The organism is Pseudomonas sp. KBW05 (assembly GCF_003852405.1).
GTDB lineage: Bacteria > Pseudomonadota > Gammaproteobacteria > Pseudomonadales > Pseudomonadaceae > Aquipseudomonas.
Genome location: NZ_QAJM01000003.1, coordinates 235,095 through 250,493, shown reverse-complemented (window position 1 = coordinate 250,493; position 15,399 = coordinate 235,095). Strand labels below are relative to the sequence as shown.

Sequence of the window (15,399 nt, the reverse complement as noted above, 5' to 3'; positions counted from 1 at the left end):
GGTTGACCGGATGATCACAGTTGGATGTTTAAGGTTGTAGGCATCAGTAACTGGAGATCCGTTGATGTCTACCCCGATCAAGCTCGAATTTTCCGATAAGTACGACGATCAGCACGCCCAGGAATATTTGCTCAAGCACAAGGACAATCTGGCGCGCCGGCTGTCCCACAAACGCGATGAGCAATTGGCCCGTGGTGCGTTGGCCATGGCTGGTGAGCCTGGCCTGGTGCTGGACCTGCCGTGCGGCGCGGGGCGCTTCTGGCCGCTGTTGGCCGAAAAACCCAACCGCGTGATTATCGGCGCGGACAATTCCGAGTCGATGTTGAAGGTCGCGATGGCCGCTCAACCCGCCGATGTGGTGAAACGGGTACGGCCCTTGCAGACATCTGCCTTCGATATCGATTTGCCGGATAACTCGGTGGACAGCATTTTCTGCATGCGCTTGTTGCACCACATTGGTGACCCGGCGCACCGGGTAGCGATATTGCGAGAGTTTCAGCGTGTTACACGCGACAGCGTGATCCTTTCGCTGTGGGTCGATGGCAATTTCAAGGCATGGAAACGTAAGCGCCTCGAAGCAAAACGTCAGGGGAAAAGTGAGCAGGACGGTTACCAAAATCGCTTTGTGTTACCAGCTGCTACTGTTGAAGACGAATTCGAGCAGGCCGGTTTCCGCGTTCAGGAATCTCTGGACTTCATGCCGCTCTACGCCATGTGGCGAGTGTATGTATTGAGAAAGAGGTAACAGGATGGCAGTTGAGTGCGTAGTAGGCAGTCATGTAGCTCCCGAAGAGAAGTTCGATTTTTTCTGGCGCCAGCAGGGTGAGTGGGTCGAGGAACCCAATCGTCGGCGCGGCGGTGAAAGTGGTGTGCAGCGGGTGACCGGCCCCAATGGCCGCTTGCTCTACAGCAAGCGCCAGACCGGGCATATCTACCGCAGCTGGTTGCATCCCTTCGGGCGCCCGACTGTGTTGCGCGAGCGTGACGCACTCAAGGGCCTGCGCGCACTCGATGTGCGGGTGCCGGACCTGGTGTTTTGCGGGGCGCGTCGCGACCCAGAGCACCAATGGAAAGCCCTGTTGGTGACGGCGGCCCTGGACGGCTTCGATGAAATCGAAAACTGGTACGCCGCCGGTGGCCGCGAACAGTACGGCGAATTGGTCCACGAACGTGTGCTCAAGGAGTTGGCCGGGACATTGGTGCGTATGCACAAGGGCCGCTGGCAGCACGGTTGCCTGTATGCCAAGCACGTCTTTGTGCGCGTCACCGGTACTGGCGACTCGGCCAACGTCGACATTGCCTTGCTGGATTTCGAGAAATGCCGGCAACGGTTGACCGCTTATCGCGCGGCTTCCCACGATATGCAGCAACTGCGGCGCCATTCGTCGTGGAACAGCGCCGACTGGAACAAACTCAGCTACTTTTACGAGACGGCGTTTGGCAGCGCTATCAAGGGTTTAACCAGATGAAGCTAGAAATAGCACGAGGTTTGTTTCTGGTGGGGGCGATGGGCGTTGCAGCGCTGGCCCTGGCCGCATGGGAGCAACCTCGCACACAAGTCCTCAGTGCCGTGCAAGGCAGCGCGCAGTGCTTGCTGCCGCGTGTCGCCAAGGCGAGTACGGCGGTCAAGCCTGATCATGAGTTGCTGTTGTTTATGTTTGGCATGTCCCAAGGCATGAGGCCGCAGAGTTGAAACGATTCAAACCCCATAAAAAAGGCCTCGCAATGCGAGGCCTTTTTTTGTGCGTTGGCTTCAGACCAGATGCAGATGGTTATCCCACAGCCCTGCCGGCAATTCCAAGGGTTTTGCCACCAACGGTGTTTGGCGGCAGTCGTAGAAACGGCAACGGCCTTGGCCGGACGTGACGACAAACCCATCCGCCGCTGCGCCCACGCCGGCACAGTCCGGCAGCGGCCCGTCCAGGCGCAGCTCAAGGCTGTCCATGTCCCAGATAAAGAAGCGATTGCCCCGCGGCGCGGTCAACGCCACCAGGCGCAACTCGCTGTGCACAGCGACGCTGGCGGTGTAGTGCCCCATGGCCTGCAACTGCTCATCGGCCACCGGGAACGCCACGAACGGTTGCCCGGGCCGCTTGATCGCGAGCAACTCGGAACGCTCCTGGGACGGCCCCATGAACTGCTGCCCGGTGAGGATGGTGCCATCGCTGGCGATGCCCATGTGGCGCACGCTGTTCATCTGCTGGCCGAGGGTTTCCTTGCTGATCAACGTGCCGTCGCGGTGCATCAGCACCAGGCTCGGCTCCATGGCGTTGAGGTTCATCTCGACGCGGCTTTCGGCTTCGGTGCGAATGCCGCCGTTGGCCACCACCAGGGTTTCACCGTCGGGCATCCATGACACCTGGTGCGGACCAATGCCATGGGTGGAAATCTCGCCGCTGTGCACCAGCCGTTCGCCTTCGAACTTGTACACACCGAGCAAACCACGGCCGGGGTCAGACGTGTCGTTCTCGGTGGTGTACAGCCAGTCGCCGCTCTTGTGAATGACCGCGTGGCCATAGAAGTGGCGATTGACATGGGAGGTTATGGTTTGCAGCAGCGTGCCGTCGCGCAAGTCGATCAGGTAGCTCTCGGTCCCCGGGCGACGGGCGACAAACAGCGCAATCGGCAGCGTCGGGTGGTTGATGATGTCGTGGCAGCGCTGGCCGACCTGGGTGGCAAACACCTGCTTGCCGTCCAGGCGAAACCCGACGGCGTAGTGCTTGCCGTCGCCATCATCCCGCGCCGACAGCAGCAGCGGGCCTTTGTCCTTCTGCTTGAACAGCGTCCAGCCACCCAATGTAAGGGCGCTAAGCAGCACGCTGCCAACGGCCAAAGCCTGTCGCCTGAGCATCATCAGTCACCGTCGTTGGCGTTAAAGCCCAGTTGGATGCCCAGCGCCTTGGCCAGCTCGCCTTCGTGCAGGCGGTGGACGACGTTGAGGCTGTCATAGAGGTCGTTGAGCTGTTGGCGCCCGGCATCGTCACCCAACAGTTCGTTGAGGGTGCGCTGGTTGCTGGCGAACAGTTTCAGCGACGCGGCATAGGCGGCGTCGATCTTGTCGGCCAACGGCTTCTGATCAGATGGCAGCAGGCCACGCAGGCCTTTGTTGTCGACGCCGACCCATACGGTCTGGGCGGCGGCGAGGCTGGCCTCGAGGCTTTGCAGGGACGACTGGCTGCGCCAGGCATCGGCCTGGAACGGCTGCGGGATACCCTTGGTCTGGCGGCCCATCGGCGTGCCGAGTTTCTTCTTCAGGGTATCCAGTGCGGTCACCTGGACGCGCAGCAGATCGGCGATGGCTTCGTGGGAATCGGCGTAGCGCTGGTTCGGAAACTTGCTCATCTGCGCGAGCATGCCGTCGGTGCTGTTCCAGCTCGCCAGGATCTCTTCGGCCAAGGCCTTTTGGCGGTCACCGATGGCGACCAGCAGCGGGCAGTAGCGGGCCTTCTGTGCTTCGTCGGCGATGTCGGTCTTGGCGTCGTAGAGGATGTATTCGTAAGCCGACAGGCCCTGAACCACAACGCTGGATTTGGCCAGCGCGGCGCCATCGATCTGCGGCTGGGCGGTGACCAGCTGTTCTACCTGACGACCGACGAGGTTTTTCTTGTCCGGCCAGAACTGCACCTGCCACGAACGGTTGCCCTCGGCCAGCGGGCCGATCAGCAGCGGTTGCAGCTCGGCCCAGGCCTTTTGCGCGTGGAGGAAGTCGGCGCGGGCGGTGTCCAGGCTTTCCTTGCCCTGGCAGTAGGCCAGGGCGCTGACGGCCAGTTGGCGGTCCGCTTCGACCCAACGGCTGTAGGTCGGCAGGATCACTTGCTTGGCGATGGCCGCCGAGGTCACGGCTTGTGGGTCTTGCGGCGAGCAGGCGCCCAGGGCGAGGGCGGCGAGGCTGGTGAACAACAACTTGGGACGGAACATGTAAAGCTCCCTTCGGTAATTGGGGCGAAGCTTATAAAGAATTCAGGAACGCCAGCAACGCAGCGCGCTGTTCGGCATTAAAGGACAACACATGCTGCTGCGCCGCTTGTGCCTCACCGCCGTGCCACAGCACGGCTTCCAGCAGGTTGCGGGCGCGGCCGTCATGCAAAAACTGGGTGTGGCCACTCACGGTCTGGGTCAGGCCGATGCCCCACAACGGCGCGGTGCGCCAGTCGCGACCACCGGCCTTGAATTCGCTGCGGTTGTCGGCCAGGCCTTCGCCCATGTCGTGCAACAGCAGGTCGCTGTAGGGGCGGATCACCTGGCTGGCCAGTTCAGGTTCGGCGGCATTGGCCGCCGTGGTGAACGCGGGCGTGTGGCAACCCTGGCAACCGGCTTGGTAGAACAGGTTTTTCCCGGCGAGCACCTCGGGCGTGTTGACGCCACGCCGCGCCGGCACGGCGAGGTTGCGGGTGTAGAACAGCACCAGGCGCAGGATGTTGTCGCTGACTTCCGGCTCGCCAACGGGGCCATCGCCGTTGGGCGCCTGTTTGCAGGCGACTTGGGCATCAGTGCAGTCATCAAAGGGTCTCAGGGACGTGGTGAGGCCCATATCACCAGAAAACGCGTGAACATTTTGTTGATTGAGGTTCGGTTGCCCGGCTTTCCAGCCAAAACGTCCGAGGACGGTGGTGTGCTGGGCATCATCCCACACCCAATTCGCCCGACCAACGATGGCTTCTGGGTCGGCCGTCTCGGGGTCAGTGTTGCGCAGGATATCGGCGTCGCTGATGGCTTCGAGCAAGCCCAGGCCGATCATCGGCGGGGCAATGCGCGCGGAAAAAAGCGTATCTGGATGCATCGGGCCGTAGCCGAGCTGGGTGATCTGCAGGTCTGGCTTGCGCAACTCGACCACGGTGCCGTCCTTGAACGTCACGTTGACCGGTGTGTAATCGACCCGCACCTTGCCCTCTGGCGGCACGCCCGGCACGGCCATGTCCTGCAATTGCCCGCCGTAGACCGGCTCGGGCACTACGCCAAGCTGCTCGATGGTCTTGGCGTAGGCGGGGGTGTCCGGAATGGACAGGCGCACCAACATCGACACCGCATTCGCCGCGTCGGGCAACGGCGGATGGCCGCGCCCGTCCTTGATATGGCAGTTCTGGCAGGCATTGGTGTTGAACAGCGGGCCCAGGCCATCACGCGCCGTGGTGGTGGACGGCGCAATCACCCAGGGGCTGCGAAAGAAGCTGTTGCCGACGCTGAAATCCAGGCGGCGGGTGGGTGACAGGTTGGCCGAGGGCAGGGAAAACGCGTTCTGGTCGCGCTTGTTCACGGTCGCCGCGCCGCCCGCCCGCGATTCACCCGGCTCGGCCTTGGTAAACCGGGGCGCGTCGTCGCAGGCAGTCAGGCTCAAGGCCAGGAAGGCAGCGGACAGGCGAAAAAGCCAACGGGACATCGAGTTTCCTGAACGAAGGGCAAAAATAAGGTGGCAAAGTCTAACAGGGCAGGGCGTAAGGAATAAGAGCAATTATCGTTTGGTGGGGGGCGCTGCATTCCCGCTAGAATGGCCGCACATTTTTTTCTGGAGGTGGCCAATGCAGGCTCTCGACGCTTTGCTCAACCGTGTTTCCGTGCCGCGCCTGCTGGAACCTGCACCGACCCAGGCGCAGCGCGACGTGCTGTTCGCCGCCGCCCTGCGTGCGCCAGACCACGGCCAACTGCGCCCGTGGCGGTTCCTCACGGTGGAAGGCGCCGCTCGTGAACAGATGGGCACGTTGTTGGCCGAGGCCGCGCGCCTGCAAGACGCCGACGCCCCGCAAGCCGTGATCGACAAGGCCCAGAACGGCCCGTTGCGTGCGCCGTTGGTGGTGGTGGTGATTGCGCGTTTGCAGGAACACTTCAAGGTGCCGAAGTCCGAGCAGTTGCTGGCGGCCGGCTGCGCGGCCCACGGTATTTTGCTGGCGGCGTATGCCCAGGGGATTGGGGCTGTGTGGCGCACCGGTGAATTGTCCTACTCGGCCCACGTTGCCAAGGGCTTGGGGCTGACAGAAGGTGAGGAAGTGATTGGCTTCCTGTACCTGGGTACGCCGCAGAACCCGCCGCGGACGGCGGCGAAGGAAGATGTGGCGGCGTTTGTGCAGGCCTGGCCTGGTCTTTAAGGCCAAGGTGATCTCAGTGTGTGAGCGGGCTTGCTCGCGAAGGCGGCGTGTCAGCCAATTCATCTCTGACTGATCCACCGCTTTCGCGAGCAAGCCCGCTCCCACACAAGCCCCTTACCCATAGGGGAGTTCCATTTTTCTTGGGATTGCGAACTAAACCCTGAACTGATCCATCAACGTCATCTGCTGGTTGGCCAGTGCATTCAACTGGCTGCTGATGGCCGCCGATTCGGTGGCCTGGCCGGTGAGGGTCTCGGTCACGGTGCGGATCGCCGAGACGTTGCGGTTGACCTCTTCGGCCACGGCGCTCTGCTGTTCGGCGGCGCTGGCGATTTGCAGGTTCATGTCGCTGATCACCGTCACCGCATCGCTGATCTTGCCCAGGGCCTGTACCGCCTGATGGATCTGCCCGGCGTTGTTCTGGGCCTGGGTCTGGCTCGAATGCATGGTCGCCACCACGCCACGGGTGCCGCTCTGGATGCGTTCGATCACCACGCGGATTTCCTCCACCGAATCCTGGGTGCGCTTGGCCAGGTTGCGCACTTCGTCGGCCACCACCGCAAACCCACGCCCGCTTTCGCCGGCGCGGGCCGCTTCGATGGCGGCGTTGAGCGCCAGCAGGTTGGTCTGCTCGGCAATGCTGCGGATCACTTCCAGCACGGAGCCAATCTGCTCGCTGTTCACCGCTAGCGCCTCGACTTCGCCCACAGCCTTGCTGACTTCTTCGGCGAGGGTGGTGATGTCGCGGGTGCTTTGCTCGATGATCGACATGCCTTCACGCGCCGACTGATCGGCGCCCCGTGCCGCGCTGGCGGCGTTGGACGCGCTGTTGGCGACGTCATGGGCGGTGGCGCTCATTTCGTTGGAGGCGGTGGCCACCTGGTCGATTTCGCGGAACTGCACCTGCATGCCTTCGCTGGTCTGGCGTGCGATGGCCGAGGACTGGTCGGCGGTGCCGCGCGCTTCGGTGATGCTTTGCTTGATCTGCGCGATGGTCGGTTGCAGCTTGTCGAGGAAGGCGTTGAACCCGTTTGCCAATTCGCCCAGTTCGTCTTTTTTGCTATAGGCCAGGCGTTGGGTGAGGTCGCCGTCGCCGCTGGCAATGCCCTTGAGCATGGCGGCCACGTTGTTGATCGGGCGGGTCACGCCGGTGGCGGTCAGCCAGATCAGCAGCAAGCCCAGCAGGCCAGCGGCGGCGCCGACCAGCAGGGCCTTGAAGGTACCGGCGTCCTGGGCTTTGTCGAGCAGGGTTTGCAGTTTTTCCGTGTCAGCCAGCATCACGTGTTTGGGCAGTTTGATCAGCACGCCCCAGGATTTGGCATCGGCGATCGGCTTGACCGGGTACACGGCACGGATGGTGTCGTCCTGTTCACGGATCGTACGCGTGCCGTTGGCCAGCAGTTGCACGATCTCCTTGCCTTCGGCGCCGAGGATGTCGACCAGGTTTTTGCCGACCCGGCCTGGCTCACCGCTGTAGGCTGCAATCAGGCCGGTGCTGGAGAGGACTTCCAGGTGTGCGGCGCCGTCGAACAATTCTTTTTGCGCGACGTCCGTGGTGGCTTGCAGGGTGTCGAGGGCGATGTCGATACCGACCACGCCGATGACTTTGCCGTCGACGATCAGCGGCAGGGAGATGGTGCTCATCAGCATCGACTTGCCCGCCACTTCATCGGCGTACGGGTCCAGCAGGCAAACGCTGCGGGTGTCCCGTGGGCAGGTGTACCAGATGTTGTAGGGCGTGCCGCTGAGGTTGAGGCTGGTCTTGGTCAGGTCGTCCTCGACCATGATGGTGTTCAAGCCTTCGCCGCCGGCGCGGCTCCAGTAGGTGGAGAAACGCCCTTTCTCGTTGGAGACGCGGGCCTTGTCGTTGATGAATTCGCTGTCCTTGCCATCCAGCCCGTTGGGTTCGAACGACAGCCAGATGCCCAGGGCCTTGCGGTTGCGCTCAAAGGCGGTCTTGACGCTCTGGTTGAGGGCTTCACGCAGGGCGCCGGGCTCCAGCGAACGTTGGCTGGCGAGGGCGCGCAGGTCTTTGACCTGGTCGGCGAGGGCGGTCACCGCCTGCAGGTTTTCGCCAAAGGTTTTCTGCAGTTGCACCGCCTGTTCGGCGGCCTTGGCCTGCAACAAGTCCTGCACGCTGTCGGTGAGCATTCGCGAGCTTGAGTCGCGGACCAGATGGTTGTTCTGATCGGCCTCGTACAGGTTGACGCCGACGACCAGGGCAATCACGCCCAACAGGCACAGGCCGGACAACAGCACGATTTTCAAGCGGATGGAGAGGGTGTCGAACATAGGTTCACTCGCGAATGGACTTGTTGGTATACGGAGCACGGCCAAGTCCATTCGGCGCTATGTCTTTGGCATCGGCGCAGAGGGGCGTTTCATGAGAGGGAGGCGATGAGCGGTAGGAAGTCTCCTACGCGCAGCGTTATGCGGGCCGTGCGAGCCGCTCCGGGCGCGACCAGATCCACAGGTTGCCCAGGCTCATCCCGGCAATTGCCAGGTAGATCGGCCAGCCATGGTCGAGCATCACCAGCATCAGCCCGGCGCAGAGCAGCATGCTCACGGTGGCGCTGACCTTGGCACGGCGGGCGATGATCTTGCCGTTGCGCCAGTTGAACAGGATCGGCCCGAACAACCGGTGGTTTTCCAGCCAGGCGCTGAGGCGCGGTGAGCTTTTGGTGGCGGCCCAGGCGGCGAGCAGGATGAATTCGGTGGTGGGCAAACCCGGTATGACAATCGCCACCAAGCCAATGCCCAGGCTGACGTAGGCCAGCAGGCCGAAGAGGATCCGGGCGATTTTCGAGGTGGATTGGGTTTTGCCGGTCATAGGTTTGCGCAAAAAAAGATAAAGCAAAAAATCAGCTTGAAATGAGAGCCAAATGTGGGAGCGGGCTTGCTCGCGAAAGCGGTGGGTCAGTCACAGAATGAGTTGACTGATCTGCCGCCTTCGCGAGCAAGCCCGCTCCCACATTTAAATTGTATTTCAATCTGGGAGTCAGGCCAGTTCTGGGGTCGTAGCGTACGCCTGTTCCAGCAAAACGGTGAAGCGCACAAACGCATCCACTGCACCTTTTTCCACGGCGGCTTCTTCTTCAGCGCTGAATTCCAGGCCGTCGAGGGTGCGGGTGAAGCTCTTCCAACCTTCAGCACGACCACCGGCCGGCTCGCCCAGGTGACGGGCACCGAAGGTTTCGCTCAGGCCCAGGCCCACGGCGCGTTTGATCAGGAACGCAGCGCCCAGCTTGGAACCTTCGGACACGAACAGCCAGCCCAGGGCTTCGGCCTTGCTCGGGTCTTTCACTGCGCCGGCGACAGGGGCGGGCACGTCGGTGTCGAGGTCGGCCAGGTCCAGCTTGGCGGCGTCGGCGCGGCAGCGTGCGGCCAGGTCCGGGACGATCTTGATCAGTTCGGCATCGTTGTACAGGGCCACCAGTTCCGACTGGAACAGGTATTGCGCCACCACGAAGCGGGCAAAGTTGGCTTGGGTTTCGAACGGCGCGTGGGCTTTGACGAGGGCGTCGAGCTTGGTGTGCGGTTCGTTGGTGATCTGGTTCAGGCGCTGGGAGCGCAGGCTTGGGCGTTCTGCGGTAGGAGAAGCGGTCATGAAAAAGTCCTTGAGAAGGGGGAGCGCCTTGTTGCTCTTAAAGAGAGCCGTTATCAAATAGACGAACAAGAAGACGCGGCACAGTAAAAAAACCTCACCCCGCCGCGGAAATATCGGCGGGGTGAGGCAGGCGCTATCAGATATCCCAGATCAGGTTGATCGCAAAGTTGCGGCCAGGCTGGGTCAGGCGGTCGATATTGGCGGGCGCAGTCACACCGGCTTCGCCAATGCTGTCGAAGCTGCGCACGTCGTCCCAGTTCCAGTATTTCTTGTCGGTCACGTTGTACAGGCCACCGTTGATGGTCACGTCGTTGGTGACTTTGTAGAAACCGGTCAGGTCGACGATGCCAAAGCCTGGAGTCTTGAACGGGGCCTTGCTGGTGTCGCCGTCGGGCGAGAAGAAGGTGTTCTTGTCGACACGATCCTGCTTCTTGACCAGGGTCCAGCTAACCAGTGCGCCATAGTTTTGCTGCTCGTAGCCCAGGCCAAACACGCCCTTGAGCGGGTTGACGCTGTTGATCGGCTCGCCGGTGTCTTCGTTGCGGCCGTAGGCGTAGGCCACCGAGCCCTGGGTGTACAGGCCTTGCGGTGCGCCGAAGCTGTCGAGGTTCAGGCGACCCTTGGCTTCCACGCCCTTGATGGTGGCGCGCTTGATGTTGCTGGCCTTGAACGCGGTGCCGGTGGGGGACAGCAGTGCCGCGTCTTCGTTGATGAAGTCGTGGTACTTGTTATAGAACACCGCCACGTCGAAGTTGCCCTCCTCGAAGTTGCCGCGCAGGCCGGTTTCGAAGCTCTTGCTGCTTTCCGGCTTGAGGTCCGAGTTGGGTTCGACCACGTAGCCTTGCTGGATATTTTCGAAGCGGCCGTACAGGGCTTTCGCCGACGGTGTGCGGAAGCCTTCGGCGTACTGGCCGAACCAGGTGTAGTTGTCGGTCAGGGCGTAGGTCAGGCCGAATTTCGGCGACACGCGGTGCCAGGTCTTGTCGCTGTCGTCATGGGCGTAGACGCGATTCGGGTCGGTGGCGTTGAGGAAATCCTCGGTCAGCTTGGGCTTGAGCTGGGTGTAGTCATAACGCACGCTGGGCAGGAAGGTCCATTTGCCCCAGGTGATCTGGTCCTGGGCGAACAGCGCGTAGGTGTTGATGGTCGGGTCCGGGAAGTCGCTGGCCGGGACGACTTTGTCCGATGGGAAGGTGCTCGGGCCGCCAACGGTTGCGCAGTAGGTGCTGACGGTCAGGCAGGTGGCGCTGCCGGTGCGTGAGCCGGTGACCTTCGCCTGCTTGAGGGTGGTGCCGTAGGTCACCACGTGGTCGGTGTCGCCAATGGCAAACGCCTTGTCCAGTTGGGCGTCGAACACCCATTGTTTTTCCTCGTAGAGCGTCTCCCGTTGGCGCAACAAATTGCGCGCGCCCGACACGTAGTGTTCGTCCGTGGTCTGGTCGGTCTTGGCGATCTGGTAGTTGAGGCTGGTCTTGATGCGGTCGGCAAACAGCGAGTCGACGGCAAAGCTGTTTTCCAGGCCAAAGCGCTCGCGGCTGATGGTGTCGTTGCCGGTGCGTGCGCGGTACAGGTTGCTGTTGAAGCCGGTGTTGTACGGGCCGCCCACGGCGCTCTTCTGATTGGTGTCGCGGTCGTCCTTGTACTTCTCGTAGGTGAAGCCCAGGCGGTTGTCATCGCCGTAGTTCCAGCCCAGCTTGGCCAGCACGTTGGTGGTGCGCGCGTCTTCCGGGTTGGCGGCGGTGCGGTTCAAGCCGGTGACGTTGTTGCCGTCATAGGATTCGGTCTCGTGGCCGTTGCGCTGGCTCAGGTGCAGCAAGCCGTCGAAGTCCTGCACGCGGCCGGCGACGGTGCCGGAGGTCAGCCAGCTTTCGTCGGCGGAGCTGTAGCCGGTCTTCAGGCGGGCGCCGACGTCCTGGCCGGGCTTGATGATGTCGTCGGGGTCGAGGGTGAAGTAGCTCACCGCGCCGCCGATGGCGCTGCTGCCGTACAGGGCCGAGGCCGGGCCGCGCAGGATTTCGACGCGCTTGACGATCTCCGGGTCGACATAGTTGCGACGGGTCTGCGCGTACGGGCCGTTGGAGAAGTGATCGGGCACTTCGACGCCATCGACCTGGGTAAGGATGCGGTCGCCGTCGATGCCACGGATGTTGAAACCGGCATTGCCCGAACGGGTGCCGGCGCCGCCCACGGAGACGCCGGGCTCGTAGCGCACCAGGTCGCGACTGTTGCCGACGTTGAGGCGGTCCAGCTCCTGGCGGTCATGCACGCTGACGGTGCTCGGTACGCTGGTCACATCCTGCTCGTGGCGGGTGGCGCTGATGGTCACTTGCTGCAGGTTGAGGGTGCCGCCGGCCGCACGTTTTTCCAGGACGATGTTGTTGTTGCCCAGTTTGCGGTAGCTCAGGTTGGTCCCCACCAACAACTGGTCCAGGGCTTTTTCCGGTGGCAGCGGGCCACGTACGCCAGGGGACGACACACCCTGGCCCAGCTCTGCCGGCAGGCCGACTTGCCAGCCGGTGACGCTGGTGAAGGCGTTCAGCGCGGACACCAACGGCTGTTGCTCGATACTGAAGTTGTAGTTGCCGTGGCTGCGCGGCGCAGGCTCGGCAGCGGTGGCGGCCATCGCCGGCGCGCCAGCCAGCAGGATGGCGGCGGTCAGCACGGACAGCACGGGCAAGGAAGACCGGCGGTTGAAACGAGAGGACATCGAGAGCGCTCCGGAGTACGAATCTTATAGTTGCGAACTGAAACAAATGGGAATCAGTTGCATTGGCTAAGACGAGACGTACCGCCAGAGGTTATCGAGTAAAAATAATTCTCATTTAGTTCAAGATCACCAGCGCCGGGTATTCCGACAGCTTGGCCGAGGTGATGTGGGCCAGTGAGCGCACCACGTCCAGGGGCTGGTCGAGGCGGTAATTGCCGGTGACGGCGACGCTGGCCAGTTGCTCGTTGTTGTTGACGATCCAGCCCGGGTAATAGCGGCGCAGCTCGGCGAGCACTTCGCTCATCGGGCAGTTTTCAAAGATCAGCCGGCCCTGGACCCAGGCCAGGTCCTTGTTGGCGTCCAGCTTGGCGGGCGGGCCGAAGCCCTTGGGGCCGATACGGATACTTTGCCCGGCGCTCAAGCGCACGCGCGCGTCGTCGAAGGTGTTGCTCAGGTCGACGTCGCCACGTTGTACCTGCACTTGGGCCTCGCCATTGAGGTAGCGCACGGCGAAGGCGGTATCGCGCACGCTGGCGCGCACCGGGCCGGCGTCGATCTCCAGGGGCAGGCCGTGGCTGGGCGCCACTTCAAAAAACGCTTCGCCCTGGTACAGGCGAGCGATGTGCTGCTGGTTCTTGATGCGGCTGGAAAACGCCGAGTTGGTGTTCAGTAGCACCTTGGAGCCGTCGTCCAATTGCAGGCGCTGGCGTTCGCCGACCACGGTGAGATGATCGGCTTGCAGGCGCACCGGCAGGTTGCTGAAGCTGAACAGGCCGATCAGCAGCACGGCAGCGGTGGCCAGGGGTTTCCAGTGCGGTTTGATACGGCGCCAGGCGCTCGGTTTGCGCGGCGCGGCAAGGGCCACGGCGGCGCTGTGCACTGGCGCGCCACCCCAGGCGGCCTGGGCCTTGGCGAACGCTTGGCGGTGGGCCGGGTCGCTGGCCAGCCAGGCTTCAAATTCGGCCTGTTGCCCGGGCAACGGGCATTGCAAGGCGATCAGCCAATCGAGGGCTTGGTCCATAGCCGTGTCTTGCAACACCTCATGAGCCAGCTCATGGGGGTGCCGTTTATTCGGGTCCGTCACGGTGTTCCTCGGGTCTTCGCCACGTTTTATTGATCTTTCCTACAGCACAATCGGATGAAGCTTAAGGCCGATCCAACCTTTCGGCCACACCTACGCAGATGGCCATGATCAGTTTCAGTTCCTTTTGCACGGTGCTCAAGGACACTTCCAACTGATCGGCAATCTCCTGGTAGCTGCAACCGTGCAGGCGGCTGAGGATGAAAATCTGCTGCTGGCGGGCGCTCAACTGGCCCAGGCTGACGCTCAAGTGCTCAAGCAATTGCTCGGCCTGGGTGGCATCTTCGGGCGTGCTGATGGGGGCGGCGACGCTTTGCAGGATGTCCAGCGGGACATCTTCCTGCAACGTGCGGGCCTGGATCCTGCGGGAGCGCAGGTGGTCCAGCGCCAGATTGCGCGCCGTTTGGTAGACGAAAGGTTCGAGGTGATCGATAGGCCGCTCACTGAGGGCCCGGGTGACGCGCAGGTAGGTTTCCTGCAACAGGTCCTCTGCGGTGCTGTGGTTGTTCACCATGCGCTGCAAGGTGCGCAGCAGAATCACCCGTTGGGTGAGAAAGACTTGGTTGAAGCGAGATTGGCTCACAGTGATACCAGACCGATTTGCAGTTAATGATAATGCTTATCATCAACGCAAATTGCAAGGCACACTTTTGCAGGTTAACGCAGGACAAAATGTGGGAGCGGGCTTGCTCGCGAAAGCGGTGTGTCAGACAAAACCTCTATAACTGACACACCGCATTCGCGAGCAAGCCCGCTCCCACACAAGCCCGCTCCCACATGGGATCTCTACTGGGCCGTTATTCGGCGTTACACAGCGCCAGGCAGTTATCCAGCATGCGGTTGGAGAAGCCCCACTCGTTGTCGTACCAGGCCAGCACTTTCAGCAATTTACCGCTGACCTTGGTGTGATTGGCATCGAAGATCGACGACAGCGGGTTGTGGTTGAAGTCACTCGAAACCAGCGGCAGGGTGTTGTAGCCGAGGATTTTCGAGTGCTGGCTGGCTTCTTTCAGCAGCGCGTTGACCTGTTCGGCCGTGGCGTCTTTCTTCAACTGCACGGTGAGGTCCACCAGCGACACGTTGATCACCGGCACGCGCACGGCCATGCCGGTCAGCTTGCCCGCCAGTTCCGGCAGTACCAGGCCCACCGCTTCGGCGGCGCCGGTCTTGCTCGGGATCATGTTCTGGGTGGCCGAGCGCGCGCGGTACGGGTCGGTGTGATAGACGTCGGTGAGGTTCTGGTCGTTGGTGTAGGCGTGGATGGTGGTCATCAGGCCGCTTTCGATGCCCAGTTCGCGGTGCAGCACCTGGGCCACCGGCGCCAGGCAGTTGGTGGTGCACGAGGCGTTGGAGATGATCTGGTGGGATTGGCGCAGAATGTCATGGTTCACGCCGTAGACCACGGTCGCGTCCGCGCCCTTGGCCGGTGCAGAAATGATCACCTTGCGCGCGCCAGCGGTAATATGGGCGGCCGCCTTGTCACGGTCAGTGAACAGGCCGGTGCATTCGAACACCACGTCGATCTTGTGGGCAGCCCACGGCAGTTCGGCCGGGTTGCGAATGGCACTGACGGCAATCCGGTCACCATTGACGGTCAGGCTTTCCTGATCGTGGGCAACCTCTGCTTCGAAAGTGCCATGTACGGTGTCGTATTTGAGCAGGTGGGCGTTGATCGAACTGTCGCCCAGATCGTTGATGGCGACGATCTGCAAATCCTGGCGGTAGCCTTGGGTATACAGTGCGCGCAGGACATTACGGCCAATACGGCCAAAACCATTGATTGCGATACGAAGAGTCATTGGAGAGTGCCTGTCGTCGATTTGTTGTAAGAATTACAAGATTATTCGCATAAAAATAGAAAACAAGCCTTTTTAGTGGCAATATTTTGTTCAATCTACAACGAGTGACCTGAATCAACTGGTCC

At 61.9% G+C, this 15,399-nt stretch carries 14 protein-coding genes; 4 read left to right on the top strand and 10 right to left on the bottom strand.

All coding sequences use genetic code 11. From position 1 onward, the window contains the following. Positions 1-64: 64 nt before the first annotated feature. From DBR46_RS03185 to DBR46_RS03175, 3 genes are read left to right on the top strand one after another with little or no spacing between them, the layout of a single operon-like run. Positions 65-745, top strand: coding sequence for a class I SAM-dependent methyltransferase (locus DBR46_RS03185; RefSeq protein WP_124524999.1), 681 nt, complete (start codon positions 65-67; stop codon positions 743-745). Positions 746-749: 4 nt separating this feature from the next. Beyond that, on the top strand, positions 750-1,469 hold the full coding sequence (locus DBR46_RS03180; protein WP_124524998.1) for a lipopolysaccharide kinase InaA family protein: 720 nt from the start codon (positions 750-752) through the stop codon (positions 1,467-1,469). Further along, on the top strand, positions 1,466-1,693 hold the full coding sequence (locus DBR46_RS03175) for a hypothetical protein (protein WP_017738089.1): 228 nt from the start codon (positions 1,466-1,468) through the stop codon (positions 1,691-1,693). Before DBR46_RS03180 ends, DBR46_RS03175 begins: the two co-directional genes overlap by 4 nt. 60 nt (positions 1,694-1,753) lie before the next feature. Here the strand turns inward: DBR46_RS03175 and DBR46_RS03170 are convergent, their stop codons facing one another. From DBR46_RS03170 to DBR46_RS03160, 3 genes are read right to left on the bottom strand one after another with little or no spacing between them, the layout of a single operon-like run. After that, on the bottom strand, positions 1,754-2,851 hold the full coding sequence (locus DBR46_RS03170) for a DUF1513 domain-containing protein (protein WP_124525073.1): 1,098 nt from the start codon (positions 2,849-2,851) through the stop codon (positions 1,754-1,756). Positions 2,852-2,853: 2 nt separating this feature from the next. Then, entirely contained in the window at positions 2,854-3,918 is a 1,065-nt protein-coding gene (locus tag DBR46_RS03165) for an imelysin family protein (protein WP_124524997.1), read from the bottom strand. A 31-nt stretch (positions 3,919-3,949) separates the two neighbouring features. Beyond that, positions 3,950-5,377, bottom strand: a complete 1,428-nt coding sequence (locus DBR46_RS03160; RefSeq protein WP_124524996.1) for a di-heme oxidoredictase family protein — start codon at positions 5,375-5,377, stop codon at positions 3,950-3,952. Positions 5,378-5,516: 139 nt separating this feature from the next. Here DBR46_RS03160 and DBR46_RS03155 point away from each other — a divergent pair, with 139 nt between their 5' ends. Then, on the top strand, positions 5,517-6,080 hold the full coding sequence (locus DBR46_RS03155; RefSeq protein WP_124524995.1) for an NAD(P)H nitroreductase: 564 nt from the start codon (positions 5,517-5,519) through the stop codon (positions 6,078-6,080). A 153-nt stretch (positions 6,081-6,233) separates the two neighbouring features. Here the strand turns inward: DBR46_RS03155 and DBR46_RS03150 are convergent, their stop codons facing one another. The 7 genes from DBR46_RS03150 to gap all read right to left on the bottom strand — a co-directional run bounded on the left by DBR46_RS03150 (position 6,234) and on the right by gap (position 15,274). After that, positions 6,234-8,372, bottom strand: coding sequence for a methyl-accepting chemotaxis protein (locus DBR46_RS03150; RefSeq protein ID WP_124524994.1), 2,139 nt, complete (start codon positions 8,370-8,372; stop codon positions 6,234-6,236). 136 nt (positions 8,373-8,508) lie between these two features. Next, positions 8,509-8,910: a YbaN family protein gene (locus tag DBR46_RS03145; RefSeq protein ID WP_124524993.1), complete on the bottom strand. Its 402-nt coding sequence runs from the start codon at positions 8,908-8,910 to the stop codon at positions 8,509-8,511. 168 nt (positions 8,911-9,078) lie between these two features. Beyond that, the gene (locus DBR46_RS03140; RefSeq protein ID WP_124524992.1) at positions 9,079-9,687 is read right to left on the bottom strand and encodes a biliverdin-producing heme oxygenase; all 609 of its coding nucleotides are present in this window, start codon (positions 9,685-9,687) and stop codon (positions 9,079-9,081) included. 136 nt (positions 9,688-9,823) lie between these two features. Further along, on the bottom strand, positions 9,824-12,394 hold the full coding sequence (locus DBR46_RS03135) for a TonB-dependent receptor (RefSeq protein WP_124524991.1): 2,571 nt from the start codon (positions 12,392-12,394) through the stop codon (positions 9,824-9,826). A 115-nt stretch (positions 12,395-12,509) separates the two neighbouring features. Beyond that, on the bottom strand, positions 12,510-13,478 hold the full coding sequence (locus DBR46_RS03130; RefSeq protein ID WP_124524990.1) for a FecR domain-containing protein: 969 nt from the start codon (positions 13,476-13,478) through the stop codon (positions 12,510-12,512). Positions 13,479-13,539: 61 nt separating this feature from the next. After that, positions 13,540-14,058 (bottom strand): RNA polymerase sigma factor, encoded by a 519-nt coding sequence (locus DBR46_RS03125; protein ID WP_101272772.1) that lies wholly within the window; start codon positions 14,056-14,058, stop codon positions 13,540-13,542. Positions 14,059-14,272: 214 nt separating this feature from the next. Further along, positions 14,273-15,274 carry a type I glyceraldehyde-3-phosphate dehydrogenase gene (gap, locus tag DBR46_RS03120; protein WP_053257798.1) on the bottom strand — a complete coding sequence of 334 codons (1,002 nt, stop codon included), beginning with the start codon at positions 15,272-15,274 and terminating at the stop codon, positions 14,273-14,275. Positions 15,275-15,399: the final 125 nt, after the last annotated feature.

What these genes read in the sequence shown, in the direction of transcription:
- DBR46_RS03185 (WP_124524999.1), top strand. Translation starts at nt 65, where the DNA reads ATGTCTACCCCGATCAAGCTCGAATTTTCCGATAAGTACGACGATCAG.
- DBR46_RS03180 (WP_124524998.1), top strand. Translation starts at nt 750, where the DNA reads ATGGCAGTTGAGTGCGTAGTAGGCAGTCATGTAGCTCCCGAAGAGAAG.
- DBR46_RS03175 (WP_017738089.1), top strand. Translation starts at nt 1,466, where the DNA reads ATGAAGCTAGAAATAGCACGAGGTTTGTTTCTGGTGGGGGCGATGGGC.
- DBR46_RS03170 (WP_124525073.1), bottom strand. Translation starts at nt 2,851, where the DNA reads ATGCTCAGGCGACAGGCTTTGGCCGTTGGCAGCGTGCTGCTTAGCGCC.
- DBR46_RS03165 (WP_124524997.1), bottom strand. Translation starts at nt 3,918, where the DNA reads ATGTTCCGTCCCAAGTTGTTGTTCACCAGCCTCGCCGCCCTCGCCCTG.
- DBR46_RS03160 (WP_124524996.1), bottom strand. Translation starts at nt 5,377, where the DNA reads ATGTCCCGTTGGCTTTTTCGCCTGTCCGCTGCCTTCCTGGCCTTGAGC.
- DBR46_RS03155 (WP_124524995.1), top strand. Translation starts at nt 5,517, where the DNA reads ATGCAGGCTCTCGACGCTTTGCTCAACCGTGTTTCCGTGCCGCGCCTG.
- DBR46_RS03150 (WP_124524994.1), bottom strand. Translation starts at nt 8,372, where the DNA reads ATGTTCGACACCCTCTCCATCCGCTTGAAAATCGTGCTGTTGTCCGGC.
- DBR46_RS03145 (WP_124524993.1), bottom strand. Translation starts at nt 8,910, where the DNA reads ATGACCGGCAAAACCCAATCCACCTCGAAAATCGCCCGGATCCTCTTC.
- DBR46_RS03140 (WP_124524992.1), bottom strand. Translation starts at nt 9,687, where the DNA reads ATGACCGCTTCTCCTACCGCAGAACGCCCAAGCCTGCGCTCCCAGCGC.
- DBR46_RS03135 (WP_124524991.1), bottom strand. Translation starts at nt 12,394, where the DNA reads ATGTCCTCTCGTTTCAACCGCCGGTCTTCCTTGCCCGTGCTGTCCGTG.
- gap (WP_053257798.1), bottom strand. Translation starts at nt 15,274, where the DNA reads ATGACTCTTCGTATCGCAATCAATGGTTTTGGCCGTATTGGCCGTAAT.